Raw genomic sequence first — 21,403 nt, forward strand, 5'->3', positions numbered from 1 at the left:
CCTGGCATGAAGACCACCGTGAGGAAACGTGCAACGAGATGCCGCCGAAAAAATCGCTTCCATCGCCCTGGAATGCTCTCAGAGGATAGACGAATCGGTCCATTACGTGGCGGAGCAGAATGAGGGCGTCGCGAAAGCGTACAAGCCGGTTGCGGGGCGAATATCCGGGTATCTGTTCACGGAGGTGCTCGCGCCAATCTGGAACGAACACGACGAGCTGGCGCCAGACTGGTACCGCAACCAGAAGCATGCAACCAAGCCAGGAAAGCCGAGGATCCGGATAGAGGTGAGAGACAGGCTACTGAGTGTTCTGGGTGAGGTGGACGCCGCCATCCGGACCACGATCTCGATCGCCGAGAGTGGCTGTGATGAGGAAGGGGCTGCGCGATACCGTGCGTCGATCGGGAACATCGCTGATTACGTGTCCATAGCAAGGACGTATATAGAGTCTCTCAAGCTGGAGTAGTGTGCTCCTCTGGTTGCTGCCATGGATCGAGGAGGAACTCATCCTGCTGATTCGATGAGGAACGCTGTGAACGTCGAAGGGAAATGCAGAGGGGTCTTCGTTCGCATGCGGCGGCCGGGTAATGTCTCGAAGCTGTCGGCGTACTTCGGGTTCAGGATCGCGGTGCCGGCATGAGGTGTCGAGGAATGGGCCGAGCAGCCCTGGAGAGAATCCGAGAGGAAGGAACGACACTGCCGAGAAGCCTGGCAATGCGAGTTGCTGAGACGATGGCCTGGTGGACGCTGGAAAACCCTCTTGTGTTCCAGCCCGGTGACGTCGTCCGGCGTCGCAGCAGGCTGACAGCGAAGGAGGGCGATGCTTCCGACCATCCCGAGCGCGTCGTCCGAGAAATCGTGGAGGCTCGCGCCAAGCTGCTGGAGCAATCTGGATGGCCTGGGCGCTTGCCAGCAAGGCTGTTGCCGGGGCGGCTCATGCTGCTCGTCCCGTCGTTCAATCTGAGGGATGGCGCCGCGTGGCTTGCGTCCTTCGAGTTCTACGGTGAGTTCGACCTTCCACCCTGTGACCTCTGGGTCGACCTTCTGCCGCAGGTACGAATCAGAATCGGAGACGGTGACGAGTCAGCATTCCTGTCCTGGATTCCCGATGAATTCATCCATCTGGCTCAAGAGGGGATCGACGTGAATGGCGACGGGAGCATTGACTGGGTCGAGGCGCTTTCACCGCAGATCCATGAAGAATTGAGGGGATATACCCAGAGCCGAGACATTGACTCGGTGCAGCCGAATCTCTTCTCGACTGGCTGGGCTGCTCGGGTGTCACGTCGCCTTCCCGATGACAGGCGGTAGTCGCAGCGCTACGGGGGCCCTCTCGTGAGCCATGATGCCCTTCTGAGCCCTCCGCTCGTCCTTCCCGAGGGCCTCCGGCTGGAGGGGGTGTCCGGTGCGCCGCGCGGGCGGCTTCCGGAGGCGGTCGAGGCGGTGCTGCTGGGCGGGGACGTGCAGCATGCCTGGGTGATCGCGGGGGAGTACGCGGTGCGCGTCGAGGCGCGTGAGGGGGCGGTCGTGGACCCTGTGGTCAGCGAGCGGCACAGATGGCTCCGCCACGCGAGCAGGGCGGGAGGGGTCGTGCTGCGCGCGTGGGAGGGGGAGGGCCGGGAGCGGCGGCTGCGCGTGCTGGAGGGGGATGGCAGCGTGCGGGAGGTGATGCTCCCCGAGATGTCGAAGCCGCGCGCGAGGATCCAGGAGGCGTTCGACGAGATCGTGGTGGGGCGTGACGTGGTGGTCGCGCGGCGCGGGAACCAGGTGTTCCTGGTGGAGCCTGTGGATGGCACCGTGCGCGCGCAGGTGCGCTTTCGAGGGAGGCCTCTCCGGGTCGCGCTGGCGCCGGACGAGGGGTCGTTCGCGCTGTGGTGCGAGGCGCGTGTGGAGCTGCGGGATGCGGTGGACGGGAGGCTGCGGTGGCGCGCGGACGAGGTGCGGCCGTTTCACGAGGCGTGGCTGCATCTGGTGTTCGAGCCGGCAGGGGGGCATGTGCTGGTAGAGGCACAGGCGCCGGGGAGCGTGGCGGGACAGGGGCGGGTGATGCTCGCGCTCGATGCGGCGACGGGGGTGAAGGCGTGGTCGCTTGCGCTGGAGCCGGGCTGGGAACGGGTGCGTCTGCTCTGCGTGGACGCGGGCGAGGGACGCGCGGCCTGCGTGATGGAGCGGCGGGTGGTGTTCTACGAGGTTGCGCGCGGGGCGCTCGCGGAGACCTGCGTGTTCGTCGAGGAGGGGGGGCAGATCCCGGAGGCGACGCTGGCGGGAGGGCTGCTGGTCGTGGCGGGGGACCAGACGTGGGGGCGGATCTCGCTGGAGGGGCGGTCGCTGGAGCCACCGGCGTGTCACCGGGGGGCGGTGGGCGCGGTGGTGCTGAGCCCCGAGGGGGGGAAGCTGGCGACGGTCGATGGGGAGCACGCGGTGCGGGTGTGGCGCGAGGACGGGACGTGGCTTGCGGGAATCGAGGGGCCCGTGGCGTTCGTGGTCTGGCTCGATGCCGAGACGCTGATGGCGGTGGCGGGCGATGGGAGGGCGCGCGCTTTTGCGACAGACGGGTCGCTCCTGGCGGAGGAGGTGCTCGCGGGCTGGGCGATCGAGGCGGCTTGTGTGGCGGCGGGTGGGGAGGCCGTGGTGGTGGTCGGGAGGCCGCACGGGGGTGAGGGGCGGAGCGTGGTGCGCTGTCTCCGCAAGGGCCAGACGCTGGAGGCGATGGCGCACTGGACGATCCCGGAGCGGCATGGGGCGGGGGCGGTGGTCGCGGCGAGCGGGGAGGTGGTGGTGCTGCTCGCCTCGGGGACGAAGCGGTGGATCGTGCGCCTGGATCCCGAGACGCTGGCGGAGCGGCGTCGCACGGAGCTGCCCGTGCAGGTGGAGGTGAAGCGGGACGAGAGCTGGTCGATCGCGAGCTCGCTCGGGGGCTGGTCGGTGGACCGGGCAGGGACGACACTGCTGACGCGGCTGTCCAACCGAGGGGGGCTGGTGCGATGGGACCTCGCACTGGACGCGGCGGGGCCCGAGCTGCCGGCGTCGCGCACCGACGATCCCGATGTGCGGTCGGCGCTGGGCAAGCGCTGGGCGATCTGGCGGCTCTGGACGCGGGTGCAAGTGCGGGATGCGGTGACGGGTGAGGTGCGGGCGACGGTGGCGTTCGCTCCAGGAGGGGATGTGGCGTCGAGCGTGGAGCTGTCGCACGACGAGCGCACGATGTTCATCGGGACCCGGAGTGGGGGCGTGCTGCGGGTGCGCATCGAGATGGAGTGAGTGGGGCGCGCCGTGGTGGTGGGCGCGTCGATGGCGCTGGGGCCTCGGCGATCACGAGAGGTCGAGGTCCAGCGGTTCGATTCCGATTCGCCAGCTCGCGCGGCCCTTGCCGTCGAGGTTCAACGCCATGAGGTAGTCCTCCTGGCCATCGTCGGAGACGAGGCGCACCCGGTCGCTGGGGATGCCGCGCGTGCGCAGGGCCTCGAAATCGAGGGTCTGCCAGGCTTCGTCGGCGGCGCTGGTCTTTTCGGGCTCGTCTCCTGCGTCGACCTCGTCGGCATCGTCAGATTCGTCGAACCACTCCTCGTCCAGGGGTTTCCAGTCGGTGCTGTGCGCCGCGAACTGGGGCGAGGGTTCGAAGTCGCCGTGGGCCCAGGGGAAGTCGGACATCGGGTCCCAGGTCACGTGCCCGATGCAGTCGTCGCCGAGGAAGACAGCCTGTCGTCGCGAGGATGCCATGGTGGTCGAAGGCTATCGCGTAGGTGGCGTCCGAGGGGAGCAGCTCGATGGGCGGAGGATGCGTACGGCGAGCGGCAGGATGCCATCGAGCTGCTCGATGGCGTCGTCGTCGGGGCGTCGAGAGAGGGCGGGGGGACGCCCGAGGGATGGACGCCGAGGGCGCTCCCAGGCGAAGCTCCCGCGCCGATGAGCCAGAGCTTCCAGTTGGTTTCCACGTCGCGGTCGACGCCATCGGCGATGAGGACGGGCGGGGATGTGGAGGTCGCGTATGCGTCCGTCGTTCCGCTCGCGTTCCTCGCGCTGTTCGATCCGGGGGACATCGTGGCCTTGCCGTGGAGCAAGGAGCGGCGGCAGTTGACGTTGTTCGCGCGGAAGGAGCGGGCGCTTGCGCGTCTCCAGGGGCGAGCGTCGAGGCTCTCGGAGCAGTTTGCGCGGGAGCTGTCCGCGATCGCGCAGCGGCGGGGGGTGCCCGAGCATGCGGAGGGGGTTCGACCGGGGAGCGAGGTGCTTCGGGCGCGGATCGATGCGTTTGTGGCGCTCGTGCGCGCGGTGCCGGGAGATCACGTCCAGGTGTTCCTGAATGATTCCTACTTCGGCTGGGATGACGGAAGGCGCTTCGAGCTGACCGAGTACCTCGGGGCTGGCGAGGCGCGCGGGGACGGCTGGGCGGACGCGCTCGCGCTCTGGGATTTCACCAACGCGACGGCGCCGGTGTGGACTCAGGAGCTGGTGATGACGGCGCTGACGGGGGAGCATGTCGCGCGGTCGGCGGAGCACGACACGCTCCGGAATGCGCTGGAGGACGACGACTTCGCCGCCGGGGCGGTCGTCGGGATGCTCGCGCTGGTGCTCGAAGCGTACGCGCCGTACGTGATGGCGGCGCACCGGCTTCCCTGGCTGGCCGAGGTGCTGGGTGGGGTGTCGCTGGGGATCGCTCGTGATCTGCGGCTGCGCGTGGTGACGTCGGACGGCGAGGTGGCTGCGGCGCTGCCTCCGACGGAGGCGCTGGCCGGGCTGTCGGTCGGGTGCTTCGGGCCGCTCGCAGCGCGCTCCGACGACGAGCTGTTCGCCTGGCTCGATGCGCTGTGGCGGATGGCGGAAGAGGGGGCGTTCGCGGAGGGGCCGATCACGTGCACGGGGCTGTCGCGGGATGCCGGGCCGCTCGAGGCGTTCCCGCGGGTAGCGGATGCGTATTCCGCGGAGGCCATCGCGCTGCCGCCGCTCGAACGGCGAGGGGACGTGGAGCTGTGGCGGCAGTTCGGTGCGACGCCAGAGGAGGAGCGCCCCGTGTGGCTGGGCCGGCTCTCCGCGGCGCAGCGGATCGGGCTGTACGATTCGATGCAGACGAGGGACCCCGCGGACGAGACGCTCGCGGAGCTGCCGACGAGGATCTCGGGGTACGTCGAGCACGATCCCGAGGCGCAGATCCACGGGTTTGCCGTCTGCGAGGACTGGGATGACGCGCTTGCGGAGCTGGCGTTCGAGAATCCCGATCCCCGGGCGCGCGTCGCGCTGATCCGTGAGATGTGGGACTTCTTCGACGACGGGATCTGGAGCCGTCTCCTCGACGATCCGGTGGCTGCCGTTCGCGCCGAGGCCGTGAGCAAGTCGGACTGTCCGGAGCCTTCACGCGCGAGTGAGCGTCACGCTGGCGTGCGGGCCGCGTCGTACGAGGCGAACGAGTTGGAGCTGGTCCTGCTGGCCGGGCACGCCGATCCAGCGGTTCGGGCGGTGGTGGCGGACAACCCTCGGGCCTCGACGCGCACGGTGGTCGCCCTGGCGCGCGATCCGGTGACGGCGGTGCAGCGAGCGGCGATCGGGCGGCTGGCGTTTCATGCGTATGGCTACGATGGGGGGGACACGTCGGCGCGGGATGCGTTCGAACGACTGAGGCGAGGCGCGGACGATGCGCTGCGCGGGCTGCTCGACGAGGGCTCGAAGCTCTACGCGTGACGTCGGCGCGCGCACACGAGTGAGCCCTCACACGAACGGACGGCCGCACGCCATCGACCCCGGTTGCTCCCCAGGACCCCGGCATCTCTTCGCGCATCGCTTCTTCTGGAACCTCCGGCGCTCGGGTATGTCCAGAGGCCCATGCGTCGATCCCGCTTCCTCCTGAGCGCCCTTGCGCTGTCGGCGGCCCTCGGTTCAGCTCCCTCTGGCGCGGCCCCTTCCGGTCCCGAGGCCGTGGCCCGCGGGCTCGACCTCTTCCTGCATGCGCCAGACCGGGGGGCGCCGGGGTCGCGCTTGCCGGTGCAGGTCGTGGCGCTCGGCTACCCGACGGCGCTCGCGCAGCGGCCGCTGGAAGCGGTGACGGTCGAGGCGGTGTGGGATCCGGAGCATCTCGGCGAGGTGAGCGCGGTGCCGCCGCCGGTGCAGGCGACGACGGACGCGGGAGGGCGGGCGCACCTGGAGGTGCCCATCCCCGAGGGGGTGCCGCAGGAGCTGAAGCTGCTCGTCGGGGTGCGGGTGGGGGATCGGCAGCGCACGCAGGTGCTGCAGGTGAGGCGAACGGCCACGCATGACGTGGCGCTCCGGGTGCCGGATCAGCGGGTGGTACCCGGGGGGGCGCTGTCGGCGTGGGTGACGGTGGAAGGGGCGGCGACGGGGCTGCCGGTGGCGAACGCGCCGGTGGAGGTGAGCCTCCTGGAGGGCGGGGTGGCGCGGCAGTCGGCGGTGGTGAAGACCGACGCGGCGGGGGTGGCGATGGCGCGGGTGCAGATCCCCTGGACCGAGGAGCCGGCGTGGTCGTGGACGCTGCGGGCGCGGTCGCTGGTGGCCGGGGAGTCGGCTGGGTCGGCGTCGATGTCGCTCACGCCACGCGAGGAGACGCCAGGGGAGCCGCGGCTCACGGCGACGTGGGACACGCCGGAGGTGGGGGCAGGGGAGCAGGCCGCGTACGTGCTGCGGGTGCGGGACGGGGCGGAGCTGCCCGTGGTGGGGCTGCCGGTGCGGGTCTGGGTGGGGCAGAAGGGGACGAAGCCGCCGACGGAAGAGAAGGCGTGGGAGAAGGCGTCGACGCTGGTGCACACCGACGTGGCCGGGGAGATCAAGGGGACGGCGATGGCGCCGACGACGGTGGTGCAAGGGGTGGGGTCCGAGCTGCGGGTGGTGGCGCGGGCGGTGTTCGAGGGGCGGCCGCTGTCGCGCGAGGCGACGGTGGCGGTGGAGAGCCGGACGTCGGAGGTGACGCTGCATCCGGAGGGCGGGGTGATCGTGCCCGGGGTGACGCAGCGGATGCTCGTGCGGGTGCTCGATGGGCGCTACGAGCCGGTGTCGGGTGCGTTCCACGTGGAGGCGGACGGGCTGCGGGCGTCGGTGACGACGGATGCGTTCGGAGAGGCGGAGGTGACGTGGCAGGCGCCGGTGGATCTGGGGGGCTTCCGCGCCGTGGGGCCGTGCGCGGGTGGGGTGGCAGCGGCGGTGACGGTGCGGCCGGCCGAGGCGATCGCGGCGCTGCGGGGGAGGAGCGCGCCGTTCGTGCTGTGCGCGTCGGTGAACCGGGGCGCCGGGGCGCTGATGGTGCCGGAGAAGGCGGTGGTGCGGGCAGGAGAGGCGGCCGCGGTGCAGCTCCGGATGCCAGGGCCAGGGGCGGGACTCGGTGGACGGGGCGGGGCCGGCGGTGGGCGCGGGAAGGACGAGGGGGCGTGGTGGAGCACGCTGCTCTCGTCGGAGGATCAGTCGCGGGCCGGAGGCGCGTGGTTCGAGGGGCGGGCGGGGTCGCTGACGGTGCCGCAAGGGGCGGCTGGGGTGTGGTCGCTGTGGGCGCTGTCGCCTCGGTCGGGGGCGGAGGCGCTGCGCGCTGGCGGGGCGCTGCTGGTGACACCGCGGGTGCTGCCGCGGCTGGAAGCGAAGCTCGTGGGCGGGCGCGCGGTGCCAGGGGGGATGGTGGAGGTGGAGCTCGCGCTGTCCGGCGATCCGGGTGGGGGGCTCCCCGGGACGATCGCGGCGGTGGTCGTGGATCTGTACGGGGGCGGTTCGGTGCACGGGATCGCGGGGCTCGACACGCGGACGCGGCTCTGCGGGAAGGTGTCGGTGGAGCGGGAGCGGTGTGATGCGTTCCTGAGCGGGGATACGGCGCTGGATCCGCTGCGTCGGGCGGCGCTCGGGGCCGAGGTGCGCTCGCCGCGAGAGGCGAACCATGATCCGGCCGGGACCGCGACGACGACGATGCGCGAGGCGTTCGGGCAGGTGCTGCGGTCGCTGGAGGGGGCCGTGTACGAGGCGTCGGCATCGCCGGAGCGGATGCGGGATGTGGCGCGCAAAGGGCCGGGGGGCTTCCAGTTCAACCCGGAGCTGATGACGCTGGTGACGGCGGCGATGGACGCGCCGCCGAACACGCCCGGGGGAGAGCCGGTGGGGCTCGCGGACCTGGTGGCGGTGGACGGGCAGGTGACGTTCGACAACGTGGCGCGGCGGGTGACGCGGCTGAAGCTGTTCAAGGTGCTGTCGGCGTTGCGGGAGCTGCGGCGGGATCGGCAGCTCGACATGGACGAGCCGGCGCTGAAGGATCCCGGAGCGCTGCTGCGGCGCGCGGTGCGGGACGAGAAGATCTCGGAGGATCTGCTGCTGGATCCGTGGGGCGGGACGATCCAGTTCGTGAAGACGGGGGCGGCGTCGGCGCCCTTCTTGACGGTGACGCGGGGCTTCGCGCTGCAATCGCCTGGGCCGGATGGGCGGATCGGGACGGGCGACGATGTGAAGGATCCGTTCGAGCGGGTGGTGCGGTCGGGGTCGCCCTACGCGGAGGCGCTGGGCGAGGACGAGATCGTGGACGCGCGGTTCGACATGGAGGTGGGGGACGCGACGGTGGCGTCATGGGAGCGGCTCTTGACGGCGATGACGGGGATGACGCTGGGGATGGGGACGATCACCACCGTGGGGTACGGGAGCGGGACGGGCTCGGGGCAGGGGTTCGGGTCCGGGCACGGGCGGCTCGCGGGGGCGCACGTGCGGCGGTCGGCGTCGCTGTCGACGGGGGTGTTTTACTGGTCGCCGCCGGTGCGCACGGGGTCGGACGGGAAGTTGCGGATGAAGATCCCGCTGGGCGACGTGGAGACGACGTGGCGGATCGCGTTCGTGGGGGCGCCGGATCAGGGGTCGACGGCGACGACGACGCTGGACGTGGCGGCGTCGTTGCCGCTGTCGGTGCGGGTGAACGCGGGGGCGTCGTGGGTGACGGGCGACGAGGTGGACGTGGCGCTGTCGGTGCGCAACCGGTCGGCGAAGGCGCTCCGGGCGTCGCTGGCGATCGCGGCGGAAGGGGTGGCGGGGCTGGTGCGCGAGAGCGACAAGGCGCAGGTGGTGGAGGTGCCGGCTGGAGGCGCGACGCCGGTGCGGGTGCGGGTGCGGGCGTCGAAGGCCGGGAAGGCAGCGCTGTCGGCGCGGGTGAGCGCGGCCGGGCTGGAGGGGGACACGGCGCGTCACTCGTGGGAGGTGCGCGCGCCGGGGGAGGCGACGGATCTGACGGCGGCGCAGTGGGTGGAGGCGGGTTCAGGGGAGGCCAAGGCCGAGACGATGCTGCAAGCGCCGCTGGATGCGCGGGTGCACGTACTGGCAGGGGCGCCGCGGCTGGTGCTGGAGCGAGGGATTGCGGGGGCGCTTTCGGCAGCGCTGGAGTCGGTGGAACCCGATCGGCTGGGATCGCCGCGGGCGATGGCGGATGCGCTGGAGGTGGCAGCGCGGATCAAGCGGTGGGCGACGGCGCGGGGAGAGGCCGGGGCGAAGCTGGCAGGGCGCGCTGGCGAGGTGGAGCGGCGCGCGGTGGGGCGGCTGCTGGCCTTCAAGGAGGGGAAGCGGGAGGTGCTGTTCTGGGGGCCGGAGCGGCGGGCGCGGGCGTTCGCACCCGAGGCGCTGGTGTCGATGCTGCCGAAGGACGCCGGCTGCCCCGCAGAGGAGCTGGGGAAGCGCGGGCTGGACGAGGCGCTGGAGGCGCTCGAGGTGGAGCCGATGCCCGAGGGCGGGGCGGCGCTGGCCTGCTGGGATGCGTTCGTGACCGAGACGGTGGCGGCCGCGCAGGAGGGCGGGGACGCCGTGGCGCTCGCGCGGGCGGTGCTGGCCCTGGCGGAGCGGCCGCACCGGGTGGCGCTGGCGTCTGGGCTCGCCGATGAGCTGCGGTCGAAGGTGGCGCTGCGCGTGAGCGGGGGGGTGTCGCTGTCGTCGGCGCAGGCGAGCGATCGGGGGGCGCGGGCCGTGGTGTACGCGGCGCTGCTGCGGAGCGCTGGGCTCGGAAAGAGCGCGGCGCCGGCAGGGGCGTTGTTCGGGTGGGTGGGCGTGCAAGGGGACGTTCGCGGGGGGTACGGGTCGACGCTGGGGACGCGGTCGGTGGTGCGGGCGCTGCTGGCACACGAGGGGTCGGAGAAGGCGGCCGCAGGGGTGTCGCGGGTGAAGGTGATGCCCTGGGAGCGGCGCGCGGGGTCCGGGGGGGAGGGCACGGGCGCTGTGGAAGGGCCGGTGCAGGAGGTGGAGGTCGGGCCGGCGGGGCAGGTGGTGGTGCCGCTCGGGGCATCGACGGTCGATGTGGTGCTGTCGGTGGTGGGGCCCGGGGTGATGGCGCGGCTGGAGCGGCCGGCGCTGCGGCGGTGGTCGAGCCCTCCGGACGTGCGCGAGAGCCCGGTGCAGATCGAGGTGGACTGGCCGAAGCAGGCGCGCGCGGGGGGCGTGGGGACGCTGCGGGTGGCGCTGCAGAGCCGGCTGGGGCGGGCCCACGAGGTGGATGCGCGGATCCCGCTGCCGCCGGGGGTGTCGCTGGCAGCGGCCGTGAAGGGGGTGCGGCAGGTGCAAGGCGCGCTGCTGGTGCGGGCAGCGATCGCGGCGGACGGGAAGGCGGCGCGGCTGGAGATCCCGCTGCGGTTCAGCCTGGGAGGGAAGATGACGGTGCCCGAGGCGCGGGCGAAGGTGGCGCTGGAGGAGCTGCCGCGGGCGGTGGCGCCAGCGAGGGCGCTGCGGGCGGAGTGAGGTGGCGGCGGGGGGGGCTCGATGCGCTGCTGGTGCGCGTCGCCGGGTGCTCTCGAGCCGGTTTCGTTCAAGGGATGCGAGGAACGTTCAATCTTCCGGAGCGCGAGGTCGATAGCTTGCGTCCAGAAACGCGCTCCGTCGCGATCAGGAGATTGAACATGGCTACTGCGAAGAACGACAAGATCGGGCTCGATGCATTGTTGACGCCGGACAACTGCGCGCTGGTGCTGATTGATCACCAGCCCTTCCAGGTCAGCGGTGTGCAGAACGTCGATCCCAACACGATGATCAACAACGTGGTCATGCTGGCGAAGGGCGCGAAGGCGTTCGGCGTGCCGACGTTGCTGACGACGGTGATCGAGGAACGTGGTGGCTACCTGATCAAGCCATTGCAGGATGTATTCCCCGAGCAGAAGCCGATCGATCGGACGACCATCAATACGTGGGAAGATCCGCGCTGCGTCGAGTGGGTCAAGAAGACCGGGCGCAAGAAGATCATCATGGCGGCGCTATGGACCGAGATCTGCCTGGCATTCCCGGTGATCCACGCGCTGGGGGACGGCTACGAGGTGTACTTCGTCACGGATGCGTCCGGCGGTGTCAGCAAGGAGGCCCACGAGATGGCCATCCACCGGATGATCCAGGCGGGCGCGGTGCCGCTCACGTCGACGGTGGTGCTCTCGGAGCTGCAGCGGGACTGGGCGCGGCTGGAGACGGCGGAGAAGCTCGCCGAGATCATCCTTGCCCACGGCGGCCATGTCGGCACGAACCTCGCCTGGGAGTACCAGCTCCTCGGGCTCGTGCCGCGAGGGAAGTGAGGGCGAGGTCCGCGACGCTGGCGCTCTGCTCGGCGTCGCGGACGTTCGCCATGCGGTCGCTCTCGAACGAGCATTCACTCGGTAGACGCGCGTCTTGCTTTCCCGTCTCCTCGACACTCCATGGGGGAGCGCTCGGCCCGGACGTTCATCGCCCGTTGATCGAGACGGCCGCGTGGTTGACGCCGACCATTCACGCCTCATCCTTGAGATGGGGGTCATCATGATATACGGGGCCATTGAACCAGCGACCGGGGTGATTGCTGAACGGCGATACTGCATTGGTCGCACGATCCATACGTCGGAAGTGACGTCGTGCATCGTCGTGGTATGTCCGGTCGGCACGAAGCTGATCGGCATCCATCTCTCGATCTTCGGTACGGGGGACGATGACGGGAATGACGCGGCCCCGTTCAGGGAGGAAGAAGCCGACAGGGTGGGCGAGATCCTGCGTCAGAATGATGCAGATATTTCCAGGGCCAATATCTTCGGTGTGATCGATTGCTGGGACTCGCAGATCCCCGGATACGACCGGCTGATGGCGGTCCTGCAAAATCCGCCGGAGCATCGCAAGCACTGGAGGTCCGGTACGCTGACCATTACGGCGGCAGATCTCACCTGAATCGACCTGGAAGTCGACCGGCGCTCGTCCGGCATCTTCAGCCGCGTCGTGCGCGCCGATAGGCGCCCGGCGAGGCGCCGACCATGCGGCTGAAGACGCGCGTGAAATGGCTCTGCTCGGTGAAGCCCGTGGCGAGCGCGATCTCGGCGAGGCTCGAGGAGCCCTGGACGAGGTGCTGCTGGGCCTGCAGGATCCGCTCGTTCATTTGCCAGCGATGAGGTGGTGAGCCGGTCGAGGCCTTGAAGGCGCGGCTGAACTGGGACTGGGACAGGCCGGTCATCGTAGCGAGCTCTTCGAGGCGCACATTGTCCGAGAGGTGGGCACGCAGGTAGTCGGTGACCCGCCGGAGCTGCCATGGCGCCAGGCCGCCGCGCGAGCGCTCCTCGGGTTGCGGGGTGCCCAGGCGAAGCAGATCGATGAGCAGGGCGAGCGTGAGGCTGTCGCCGTAGAGCGCGCTGTGCTCGTCCGGAGCCTCGCACGCGGCGGTGAGGAGGGCGCCCAGGTGGACGATGCGGTCGTCGTGGAAGTGGATGCGCGGCGTCTGGATCTTCAAGCGATCCAGATCCTCGCCGAGCACGGCGGGGAGGGCGGTGAAGTCGAAGTCGAGGCGGACCTCCTTCACATGGCGCAGCCCGTCGGTGTAGCCCCAGAGGGGCATCCCGCCGGGAGAGAAGTTGATGTGCCCAGGCGCTGCTCGGCGCGACACGAGGGGCTGCTCGCGCTTCAGCCGTGGCTCGACGCGGCCGCCAATCTCATCGAGGACGATGGAGAGGCTGGTCTGCTCCCCGGTCAGGAGGCTCCACGCCTCGCCGGGCGCGACATGGATCGTCAGCGCGTGGACCGTGACGCCATTCCAGGTCCGGCTGCGGTGTTCGACGGCGGTGACCCCGTGGGGAGCGCCGATGATGGGTTCACCTGGGAATGTGTTCACGCGCGTTCCTCGACCCTGGCCAGCTCATCCGGTGCTGTCCAGCTCACCTGAGCTTGCGCAGCTTACCCCCATGTCGACCGGCAGCACGGGGGCGTCGGCCGCGCCCGGGGATGCGTGACCGTCGGGAGCGCCAGGGAAGGCGACGGAGCGGGAGAAGGTGGATTCTTCGGGCTCTCTCCCCTGCCGCGGGCGAGGTGAATGCGGGATGCCTGGGTTTGGCCATCGACGGCCCGGCATCGCGATCTAGGATGCGCCATCTATGGTGCAGGTCGTGGGTGGACAGGGGAGGGGACCCCTTCCGTCGTATCTCGATGAAATCGAGGAGCTGCCGCCGCTCGGTGTGGGCTCGGAGATCCCTTCCCAGGTGGTGCCCGGGGTGGTCTACCGGGTGGAGCAGGTGGCAGGAGAGGGGGCGATGTCGGTCGCCTACTACGCTCTGCGGGCGGCGCCGGAGGGAGAGATCCCGGTCGTGCTCAAGGTGCTGCGGCCCTGGTTCGTGCGACGGGGGGGAGGGACAGCGGAGCTGATCGTTTCCAAGGAGGCGGTGGCGCTCGGGAGACTGAACGCCCACGTGCCGCCGACGCCATTCGTGGTGCGCTTGCTGGATGCGGGGAGCGCCGTGATGACGATGGCTTCGGGGGAGGGGGTCGCATTGCCCTGGTTGGTGCTGGAGTACGTCCACGGGGGGGCAGAAGGGACGACGCTGACGCAGCGGGTGGAGCACAGCCTGCGGACGACGGGGGCGGCGTTCGATCCCGGGCGAGCGGCGCACGCGGTGCAATGTCTGACGGCGGGGCTGTCGGCGGTGCACGCGGTGGGGGTCATTCACCGGGATCTGAAGCCGGACAACGTGCTGTGCTGCGGGTTCGGGGAGGACGAGATCTTCAAGATCGCCGATTTCGGGGTGGCGCGGCCAGCTGGGTTCAGCGGGACGTTCGGGGGAACGATGCTGGGGACGCTGGGGTACGCGGCGCCCGAGCTGACGGCGTACGAGCAGCAGGCGCTGGGGCCGGCGTCGGACATCTTCAGTCTGGCGGCGCTCATCTATTACCTGCTGACCGGGGAGGAGTACTTCGATGTGCTGAACCCGGGGCAGGCGCTGGCGGCGATGTGCAGCAAGGAGCGGCGTAGCGTGCGGGATGCGCTGGGGCTCTCGCCTGCGCTGCGGGCGTCGGATGCGGCATGCCGGTCCATCGATTTCGCGCTGGCGGCAGCGACGAGCCACGTGATCGGGAAGCGGCCGCAGCGGGCGGACGCGCTCTCTGCGATGGTGGTGCCGTGGCTGCGGGACGCGCGTCCGGAAGCGCTGGGCTCGGGGACCGGGGCGGCGCTGCGGCTGGATCGGCTGCGCGCGCGGGAGGAGATGGCGCAGGTGGCGCCATGGACGTGGACGATGGTGCGGGGGTTCGGGGCGTCAGGGCGAGGGGGCGCGGGGGAGGAGACGCGGGTGGTGCGCAGCGCGGCATGGGACGGCGATGGGCGCTGCATGGCGGCGACGACGGCAGGGCTGTCGTTCTGGGATGGGTCGGCCTGGGCCGATGTGGACACGAGCGGGTTGCCCGATCCTGCTGGGGTGCGGTTGACGCGGCGGGTGGGAGCCGGGCGGTGGTTGGTGGTGGCGGACGACGCGATCTTCGCGACGTACACGCCAGAGGGGCTGGGAGAGCTGCGGCACCTCGGGGGGATGCGGACGCGGTTCGAGCTGATGAGCGGTGACTTCGAGGATCTGGCGGTGCTGGTGGGGCAGGCGCCAGGAGAAGAGCCGATGCTGTGCGCGCTGAGCGGGAAGCGCTGGCTCAAGCCGTTGCCGCTGAAGGGGGTGGCGGTGGTGATGGCCATGGCGCGGGTGGACGACACGCACTGGCTGGTGGCAGGTCGCGGGGTGGACGGACGGGGGGTCGTGGTGCTGTACGCGCCGCTGGACTGGGAGGTGCGTCCGCTGGCAGCGCCCGGGGTGAGGGCGTTTCTCGCGTGCGCAGGGAGGCACGAGCTGGGGCTGGGCCTCTCGACGGGCGCGGAGGGCGCGGCGCTGTGGTTCCGGGACGGGGCGACGGTGACGGAGCTGGTGGAGGTGGGGCGGGACATCTCGGCGGTGGCGCTCGACGCGATGGGGCGCGGGTGGGCAGCGAGCGCAGGGCGGATCTGGGTGCATCGCGACCAGGGGGAGGGGGGCGGGAGTCAGCCTGGGCGCTGGGGCTGCATCTGGCGGGACGAGGCGTGGACCGCGCCGATCGTCTCGCTGTTCACTGACCTGGGGACGGTGATCGCGATGACGGCGGACGGAGGGATCATCGAGGGGCGGGCGCAGCGTTGAGCGTCGGCTGGCGGGGTGTCATGTGATCCCGTCGGTGGCGAGGTGAGGGGGCTCATGCACACCTGCCAGAGCGTCGCGCTGCACAGTTCAGCGCCCTTGCAACCGAGTTCGTGGCGCGGTTAAGGGTAGCGGGCTGGCCGCTTGGCGCGGCTGGTGAGCGGTGGAACCAAGGAGGAGCGACGCATGGATAGCCGCGCAGCCGTTGCCTACAAGGCGGGCGAGAAGTTGACCATCGAGACCGTGCAGGTCGAGGGGCCTCGCGCAGGGGAGGTGATGGTCGAGATCAAGGCCACCGGCGTGTGCCACACCGACGAGTTCACGCGGTCTGGCGCGGATCCCGAGGGGCTGTTCCCCTGCATCCTCGGGCACGAGGGTGCTGGCGTGGTCGTCGACGTGGGGCCCGGCGTGACGAGCGTCAAGAAGGGCGACCACGTGGTGCCGCTCTACACGCCGGAGTGCAGGCAGTGCAAGTCGTGCCTGAGCCGGAAGACGAACCTCTGCACGGCGATCCGCGCGACGCAGGGGCAAGGGCTGATGCCCGACAAGAGCAGCCGGTTCAAGCTCGGGAACGAGTCGGTGAAGCACTACATGGGGTGCTCGACCTTCTCGAACTTCACGGTGCTGCCGGAGATCGCGGTGGCGAAGATCCGGGAGGACGCGCCGTTCGACAAGGTCTGCTACATCGGCTGCGGGGTGACGACGGGCATCGGGGCGGTGATCAACACCGCGAAGGTGCAGCCCGGCGACAACGTGGTGGTGTTCGGGCTCGGCGGGATCGGGCTGAACGTGATCCAGGGTGCGCGGATGGCGGGCGCCGACAAGATCGTGGGCGTGGACCTGAACCCGAAGCGGAAGGCGCTCGCCGAGAAGTTCGGGCTGACGCACTTCGTGAACCCCTCGGACATGCCCGAGAACGAGCTGGTGCCCTACCTGGTGAACCTGACCGATGGAGGCGCGGACTACAGCTTCGAGTGCGTGGGCAGCGTGAAGGTGATGCGCCAGGCGCTGGAATGCTGCCACCGGGGCTGGGGGACGAGCGTGATCATCGGGGTGGCCGGCGCGGGGCAGGAGATCTCGACGCGGCCGTTCCAGCTCGTGACGGGCCGGGTATGGAAGGGGTCGGCGTTCGGTGGGGCGCGGGGCCGCACGGATGTGCCGAAGATCGTCGACTGGTACATGGAGAAGAAGATCATCATCGATGATCTGATCACCCACACGATGCCGCTCGATCAGATCAACCACGCGCTGGATCTGATGCACGCGGGGGAGTCGATCCGGAGCGTGGTGGTCTTCTAGTCTCGAGCCGGTTGCCCATGCTCCCCGCTGCGAGGCGGCGTGCTGGCAGGGGTGCTGCGAGAAGGACGAGGGAGCGAAGGCTCCCTCGTTCGGTTTTGTGCAACGGCGGCGTGCTTGCCGGGTTGGTCGAGGTGCGTCAGCGGGAGCCGGTGCGGCGGCGTCCGAGGAAGAAGCCGAGGAGCAGCGCCGAGAAGGCGCCATACGAGAGCGAGGCGGAGCGTGACGCCGGCGGAGTGGCTTTGCGGGGAGACCCGGAGAGATCCGACGTGGAACCGGTCTCGCCTTCGGCCTTCGACAGGGCGGCGTCGATGGGGCCGTCGGGGGACGTCTTCGCGGGTTTGCCGTCTTTCTTCTCGCCCTTGCGCTCGGCGAGGGCGTTGATCTCGGCGCCGAGGAGGATGGCGAGGCACGAGATCCACATCCACATGAGCATCACGATGACGCCGCCGAGCGCGCCGTAGGTGACCTCGTAGCTACCGAAGTTGGTGACGTAGGTGGAGAAGCCGACCGAGGCGATGAGCCAGAGGAGGACGGCGACCACCGAGCCCGGGGTGAACAGGTGGAAGCGGTGTTTCCGGTTCGGGAGGACCTGGTAGAGCATCGCCAGCACGAACATCATCAGCAGCGCGGCGACGGGGAGGCGGAGGAGGAGAAACAAGGGGTTGAGGCCACCCAGGCCGAAGAAGTTGACGATGGCGGGGGTGACGATGGCAATGAGCGCCGCGACGAGCGCGAGCAGGGCAGCGCCGAAAGTGACGCCGATGCCGAGGAGCCTCACCTTCCACCAGGGGCGCGTCTCGGTGACGTCGTAAGCCGCGTTGAGGGCACGCGAGAGGGCGGCGATCCCGCTGGAGGCAGCCCAGAGAGCGGCGACACCGCCGAGGGTGAGGAGGCCAGGGCTGCCACCATGTCCCAGGGCGTCGAGGCGTTCGCTGAGGATGTCGGCGACCGCGACGGGGGCGACGGAATAGAGCTGGGCGATGAGCTCCGCGGTCTCGTTGGGGTCGAGGAGGAGGCTCGTGAGCGCGACGAGGAACAGAAGGAAGGGGAAGATGGCAAGGACCCCCGAGAACGTGAGCGCGGCGGCGACGTCCTCGACGTTGTCCGCGTCCCACTCGTGGTAGAGCGCGGCCAGGTATTTCTTGGTGGAAGCCCAGGTAACGTTCCTTCCCAGCAAGCGCACGTGACGACCTCCCAGACGGGTCCATGGTGCCCGGGGGTGGGACTGTCCAGATGGCGCCATCTTTCTTTTCAAGCGTGCCGTCTTCGGGCAAAACTCCGCGGTCATGGTGCACGTAACGTCCGTGGTGGGATTGCCGGAGCGCGCGCTGCTCGATGGCGCGCCGGCGGCGATGGCATGTGATGCGGTCCTGGTGGTGGTGCCTTCGCCGGTGACCGAGCACCTGGAGGGGCTGAGTGAGGCCGTCGCGGGGGCCATCACGGCTGCGGCGAAGGTCGATGCGGCGCTGTCCGGTCGGTGCGCGCCCGTCGTGCTGGCCGCTCAGGGCGTGCCCGGTGGCCGTGTGGTGGTCGCCCCGATGACGGCGCTCCAGGAAGACACCGACGATGTGCGGTCGGTCGCCGAGGCGGCCGCGGCCGCGATGGCGCGCGCGGTGGCGGCGGGGGCGCGGCGTCCGTTGCTGTTCGTGCGGGCGCCTTCGGACAGGCGGTTCGTGCGCGCGCTGGAAGTGGCGACGCTGGCGGCGCTGGGGACGCAGTGGGCGCCGATCGAGGCGCGGGAGTGGGAGATGGCGCCCCCTTCGGCGGAGGCGCTGGTGGTGCTGGGGCTCTCGGAGCCGCGGGCGCGAGAACTCGCGGCGATCGAGGTGGGTCGGGCGCTGTGCCGCGACATCACGGCGGGAGATCCGGAGCGGATGGCGCCCGTGCGGGTGGCGGAGCTGTGCGAGGTGGCCTTCGCGCGCACGGGGGTGCTGGTGAAGGTGGAGCGCAACGTGGAAGACTATCCGCTGCTCAGCGCGGTGGCGCGTGCCTCGCGGGTGGTGGAGCGGCACCGGCCTTGCGTGGTGCGGCTCGACTACCGTCCGCGAGGGGAGATCAAGCGGACGGTGCTGCTCGCCGGCAAGGGGGTGACGTACGACACGGGCGGGGCCGATCTGAAGACCGATGGGCACATGGCCGGCATGTCGCGCGACAAGGGCGGCGCTGGCGCGGTGGCCGGGGTGGTGCGCGCGGCGGCGGCGCTCGGGCTGGAAGGTGTGCGGGTGGTGGGGCTGCTCGGGCTGGTGCGCAACAGCGTGGGCGAGGAGGCCTTCGTCAGCGACGAGGTGATCCGCAGCCGTGCGGGGGTGCGGGTCCGCATCGGCAACACGGACGCCGAGGGGCGGCTGGTGCTGGCGGATCTGCTGGCGGTGGCGCGCGAGCTGGCCTCGGGCACGGTGAACCCGGTGCTGTTCTCGGTGGCGACGCTGACAGGGCACGTCTACCGCGCGCACGGGCCGTATACGGGTGCGCTGAGCAACGCGTCGGCGAGCGCGGAGATCGCGCGGCTGAGCGCGATGGCGGAGCAGTGGGCCGAGCCGATGGAGCACCTGAGGCCGCGCCGCGAAGACTACGCTTTCATCGCGGGGAGGACGCCGGCGGAGGACGTGGTGTCCTCGAACCGGCTGGCCACGGTGAACACGGCGCGCGGGCACCAGTTCCCGTTCGCGTTCCTGGACGTGGCGTCGGGGCTCAAGGGGACGGCGCTGCCGTTCATGCACCTCGACATCGGCGGGGTGGTCTGCGAGGGCGCCGACTGGCAGTTCGGGCGGCCGACCGGCGTGCCGGTGAGCAGCTTGCTCGCGTACCTGGGCAGCGAGGCGTGACGTGTGGCTGCCGCCCCGGGGCGGCAGCGCTCGACTCGTGATGTGAGGGGGACTGAGGGGGGGCGATGCGACGTCGAGCGACGCTCGCCGGTCGGGCTGGAGCCGTCAGGCGGTCGGTGTGAGGGGGGCGGGGAGCACGGCCATGTAGTCGCGCAGGATGCGGTGCTCGTACTGGTCGAGGAGCTCCTCGACGCGCTCCGGCGTGGAGGCGCTGACCACGAAGCCGACGTGGTGCGGGTAGTCCTTGAGGCGCCAGACGATCTCGGGATCCTCGAACGAGGTCGTATCGGGGACCTCCTGGCGGGCCAGCGAGACGATGAGGCCAGCATAGTCGTGCCGGCGCTCGGGGAGCTTGTAGGGTTGCTCTCCCTGGAGCAGCTCCAGGCGTGCCCACTCGTGCCAGAGGTTCACGCCGGTCGACGCGCTCACCAGATCGCTGATGTGGGCGCCGCCGACGCGCGCCGCGGTCTCGAGGAAGTACACCTTCCCGTCATCGCGACCGAGGATGTACTCGGTGTGGATGACTCCTCGGACGAGGTTCATGTGCTCGACGATCTTCCGGTTCGCGTCGAGCAGCTTGCGCTCGACCTCACTGCCGCGCTCGACGGTGAGGGTGGAGAAGATGCCGCCGGAGTGGGTCACCTCGAGGAGGGGCTTCCTGTAGCGATGGACCTCGCAGAAGAGCGTCTCACGCTCCGAGATGATGGCGTCGACGTGGTAGACGTCGCCGGGGATCATCCGCTCGATCAGGTACGTGGACTGCTTGTCGCCGAGCTCCTCGACGATGGGCCAGATCTCCTCCTCGCTGTTCAGCTTGCGGATGCCGACCGCGGAGGCCTCCGCGCGCGGCTTGAGGAGCCAGGGACCAGGCACCTCGCGGCAGAAGCGGCGGATCCGATCGTGGTTGAGCACGTGAACGAACTCGGGGACGTCGATGCCTCGGTCCCGTGCGCGGGCGCGCATGGCGAGCTTGTCGCGGAAGTAGCGCGCGGTGGTCTCTCCCATGCCGGGGATGCGGAGGTACTCGCGCAGGTGGGCGGCCAGCTCGACGTCGAAGTCATCGAGCGGGGCGATGCGGCTGAAGTCGCGGGTGCGCGCGAGGTAGCAGACTGCGTTCTCCACCGCGCGCCAGTCGGTGAAGTTCGGCAATGCCCACACCTCGTCGATGGATTCGCGAACCCAGGGCTTGGTGAGGAGTGACTCGTGCGTGAGAAGCACGACCTTCCAGCCCTCGCGCTTGCACTGATCCAGGAAGTCATTTCCCTTGAAGTAGCTCGCCACGCAGAGGATGATCTTGCTCGAAATAGGCTCGATAGCAGGGACGTCTAGCTGTTCCATGTCCGTCGGGGTCGGCAGGGTAGGCGGGCCGACCGTCAAAAATCCAGCGGGTCACGCAGGGGTCGAGGTCTATCCCGACAGAAGGGCCTGAGGTAAGGTGCGGCCTCATGATGATTGCGGGCTTGTCCGGCTCGAAGGCCGAGGGGTGTCTGCTAGGTTCCTGTCGTCCCCGGTTGGCGGCGTTGCTCGGGGGGGGAGCGCCGCTGATCGGGGACATTTGTTTTGTGCGCTCGGAGCGGTCCGCGCAGCGCGCAGGTCGAGAGGAGGGGCGATGAGCAAGCTGCGACATCCGACCCTGTCGGCGTGGCAGCGGAACCACGAGGATGGGAGTTACGCTGCGGAGATCCGCGGGTGGAACCTCTCGGTCCGCTGGGTTCCCGAGAAGTCCGGCGAGCGGCGTGGTTTCCTGTGGGAGGCCACGGGGCCCAACGGTGAGAAGATGGCTTCTCCGAGCGTCACCGAAGAGATGGAAGTGGCGATGGCGACGGCCGAAGAATGCGTCGCGCCCGACCCGGAGAAGCACGAGACCAAGATCATCGATTGATGGGTCGCGCCGCGGTGCCCTCCCAGGGCACCGTGGGACCC

Annotated in this window: 15 protein-coding genes; 11 read left to right on the plus strand and 4 right to left on the minus strand. The window is 70.2% G+C overall.

What is annotated here, in order from left to right:
- Positions 1 to 28 precede the first annotated feature (28 nt).
- The 3 genes from CMC5_RS18120 (at position 29) to CMC5_RS18130 (ending at position 3,261) form a co-directional block, all read left to right on the plus strand.
- Positions 29 to 466, plus strand: a complete 438-nt coding sequence (locus CMC5_RS18120) for a hypothetical protein (RefSeq protein WP_050431603.1) — start codon at positions 29 to 31, stop codon at positions 464 to 466.
- 248 nt (positions 467 to 714) lie between these two features.
- A complete protein-coding gene (locus CMC5_RS18125; protein ID WP_050431604.1) occupies positions 715 to 1,311 on the plus strand; it encodes a hypothetical protein in 597 nt (198 codons plus the stop codon).
- A gap of 24 nt (positions 1,312 to 1,335) precedes the next feature.
- Entirely contained in the window at positions 1,336 to 3,261 is a 1,926-nt protein-coding gene (locus tag CMC5_RS18130; protein ID WP_050431605.1) for an outer membrane protein assembly factor BamB family protein, read from the plus strand.
- 51 nt (positions 3,262 to 3,312) lie between these two features.
- Here the strand turns inward: CMC5_RS18130 and CMC5_RS18135 are convergent, their stop codons facing one another.
- Positions 3,313 to 3,720 (minus strand): hypothetical protein, encoded by a 408-nt coding sequence (locus CMC5_RS18135; RefSeq protein WP_050431606.1) that lies wholly within the window; start codon positions 3,718 to 3,720, stop codon positions 3,313 to 3,315.
- Positions 3,721 to 3,906: 186 nt separating this feature from the next.
- On the opposite strand from CMC5_RS18135, the gene CMC5_RS18140 reads away from it, so the two are divergent.
- The 4 genes from CMC5_RS18140 (at position 3,907) to CMC5_RS18155 (ending at position 12,114) form a co-directional block, all read left to right on the plus strand.
- On the plus strand, positions 3,907 to 5,673 hold the full coding sequence (locus CMC5_RS18140; RefSeq protein ID WP_050431607.1) for a hypothetical protein: 1,767 nt from the start codon (positions 3,907 to 3,909) through the stop codon (positions 5,671 to 5,673).
- 141 nt (positions 5,674 to 5,814) lie between these two features.
- Positions 5,815 to 10,677: an alpha-2-macroglobulin family protein gene (locus CMC5_RS18145; protein ID WP_050431608.1), complete on the plus strand. Its 4,863-nt coding sequence runs from the start codon at positions 5,815 to 5,817 to the stop codon at positions 10,675 to 10,677.
- A gap of 158 nt (positions 10,678 to 10,835) precedes the next feature.
- Positions 10,836 to 11,495 carry a hydrolase gene (locus CMC5_RS18150; protein WP_050431609.1) on the plus strand — a complete coding sequence of 220 codons (660 nt, stop codon included), beginning with the start codon at positions 10,836 to 10,838 and terminating at the stop codon, positions 11,493 to 11,495.
- Between the two features lie 172 nt (positions 11,496 to 11,667).
- Positions 11,668 to 12,114 (plus strand): hypothetical protein, encoded by a 447-nt coding sequence (locus CMC5_RS18155; RefSeq protein ID WP_050431610.1) that lies wholly within the window; start codon positions 11,668 to 11,670, stop codon positions 12,112 to 12,114.
- A 37-nt stretch (positions 12,115 to 12,151) separates the two neighbouring features.
- On the opposite strand, the gene CMC5_RS18160 is transcribed toward CMC5_RS18155, so the two are convergent.
- On the minus strand, positions 12,152 to 13,045 hold the full coding sequence (locus tag CMC5_RS18160; protein ID WP_050431611.1) for a helix-turn-helix domain-containing protein: 894 nt from the start codon (positions 13,043 to 13,045) through the stop codon (positions 12,152 to 12,154).
- 259 nt (positions 13,046 to 13,304) lie between these two features.
- Here CMC5_RS18160 and CMC5_RS18165 point away from each other — a divergent pair, with 259 nt between their 5' ends.
- Positions 13,305 to 15,359, plus strand: a complete 2,055-nt coding sequence (locus tag CMC5_RS18165) for a serine/threonine-protein kinase (RefSeq protein ID WP_050431612.1) — start codon at positions 13,305 to 13,307, stop codon at positions 15,357 to 15,359.
- 183 nt (positions 15,360 to 15,542) lie between these two features.
- On the plus strand, positions 15,543 to 16,655 hold the full coding sequence (locus CMC5_RS18170) for an S-(hydroxymethyl)glutathione dehydrogenase/class III alcohol dehydrogenase (protein ID WP_050431613.1): 1,113 nt from the start codon (positions 15,543 to 15,545) through the stop codon (positions 16,653 to 16,655).
- Positions 16,656 to 16,791: 136 nt separating this feature from the next.
- On the opposite strand, the gene CMC5_RS18175 is transcribed toward CMC5_RS18170, so the two are convergent.
- On the minus strand, positions 16,792 to 17,838 hold the full coding sequence (locus tag CMC5_RS18175; protein WP_050431614.1) for a YihY/virulence factor BrkB family protein: 1,047 nt from the start codon (positions 17,836 to 17,838) through the stop codon (positions 16,792 to 16,794).
- 103 nt (positions 17,839 to 17,941) lie between these two features.
- On the opposite strand from CMC5_RS18175, the gene CMC5_RS18180 reads away from it, so the two are divergent.
- On the plus strand, positions 17,942 to 19,480 hold the full coding sequence (locus CMC5_RS18180; protein ID WP_156338698.1) for a M17 family metallopeptidase: 1,539 nt from the start codon (positions 17,942 to 17,944) through the stop codon (positions 19,478 to 19,480).
- Positions 19,481 to 19,585: 105 nt separating this feature from the next.
- Here the strand turns inward: CMC5_RS18180 and CMC5_RS18185 are convergent, their stop codons facing one another.
- Positions 19,586 to 20,818, minus strand: coding sequence for an ATP-grasp domain-containing protein (locus tag CMC5_RS18185; protein WP_050431616.1), 1,233 nt, complete (start codon positions 20,816 to 20,818; stop codon positions 19,586 to 19,588).
- Positions 20,819 to 21,089: 271 nt separating this feature from the next.
- Here CMC5_RS18185 and CMC5_RS18190 point away from each other — a divergent pair, with 271 nt between their 5' ends.
- Positions 21,090 to 21,362 (plus strand): hypothetical protein, encoded by a 273-nt coding sequence (locus tag CMC5_RS18190; RefSeq protein ID WP_050431617.1) that lies wholly within the window; start codon positions 21,090 to 21,092, stop codon positions 21,360 to 21,362.
- The last annotated feature ends 41 nt before the right edge of the window (positions 21,363 to 21,403 follow it).

Origin of the sequence: Chondromyces crocatus (genome assembly GCF_001189295.1) — a bacterium.
GTDB classification, from domain to species: Bacteria; Myxococcota_A; Polyangia; order Polyangiales; family Polyangiaceae; genus Chondromyces; species Chondromyces crocatus.